Source organism: Nocardia sp. PLKS1-43 (assembly GCF_059510335.1).
The window spans coordinates 1-1,263 of record NZ_JCAJZQ010000046.1; the positions used below are offsets into that span (position 1 = coordinate 1).

Here is a 1,263-nt window from a genome sequence, read left to right on the forward strand (position 1 = left end):
CCGGGGCATTCACTCGGTGCCGGTTCGCCACGAAAACGCGCGTTGACCCAATCGGTCAACCCGGAATAACTGGTCACATAACTACTCAAATGCTCACCCGGCACCACACGCAACACCGCCCGAACACCACGACCACACTGCTCACCATACACACGCTGAACATCCTGCAACGGAATCCACGGATCCCACGCCCCGTGATACAGATACAACGGAACACCCGAGGTCCGACCAGTCAAATCCATCTCCCGATACAACCTCTCCGCCACCGGACTATCCAACGGATCACCGATATTCGTCGCCGCGTCCATCGGAATACCCACCACCCCCAACGGCCCATCAGCATCACCACACAGATCCCGCGTCGGAGAAGTCACCACCCACTGCGCCAGATGATTCATATACCGCAACAACTCCGGATGCTCACGCGCGATCGCCGTCGACACCGACAACAAGATCCCCGAAGCAACCCAACCATTGAACCGATGCGCGATATCCCGATAATCCGACGCCAACCCACCCGAAGCGACCCCAGCCAACACCCCCGACAACTCCGGCGCATACTCCCGCTGCAACATCGCCGCCGCATACGCCGCGATCGCCCCACCCGAATACCCCACCACCACATACCGGCTCCCACCCAACTCCGGCCACAACCCCCGCGCCGCCCGAATCGAATCCAACACCATATGCCCACCCACATTCGGCTCCCCATACGCCATCAACGGCCCCTCATGATCAGGCAACAGAACCGCATGCCCCTGACTCAACGACGAATACAACGCCGGCAGAAACCACACCAGATCCGTATTGACCCGATCCCCCACACCATGCGACAACTGGAAACCCGGCGTGCAATGCGCCCCCAACGCATTGATCGGCATCGCGTTCACCTCCACCGGACGCGGCCCCGGCCCCGACCACCCCGCCGCCGGAACAACCAACGTCGCCGTCCCGAACGACGGCGCCCCCGTCGCCGACGTCGAACGAAACTTGAACAACACCGCACGCCGAATCGGCACCGTCATATGCTCCGCAGCCGTCACCGTCACATCCCGCGACTCCACCACCTGCCCCGGCCGCAAACCAGCAAGATTCCCCGGCCACACATCGAACATCGCATCCCCCGTCGGCGACGACAACAACCCACGCCACAACGCCGCCTCCCGCTCACCAGCAGAACGCTCAGAACCCACACCCAACTGCGGCGGCCTGATATTGCTATCAATCCACGCCTGCAACGGGGAAGGAGGATTCCCCGGCAAC

General features: G+C 62.2%; 1 protein-coding gene. It reads right to left on the minus strand.

Going from position 1 to position 1,263, the window contains the following annotated elements; translation table 11 throughout:
* Window positions 1–1,238, minus strand: a 1,238-nt coding sequence (locus AC5WS7_RS40590; protein ID WP_495959982.1) for a lipase family protein, incomplete at its 3' end; no start/stop codon positions are given.
* Window positions 1,239–1,263: the final 25 nt, after the last annotated feature.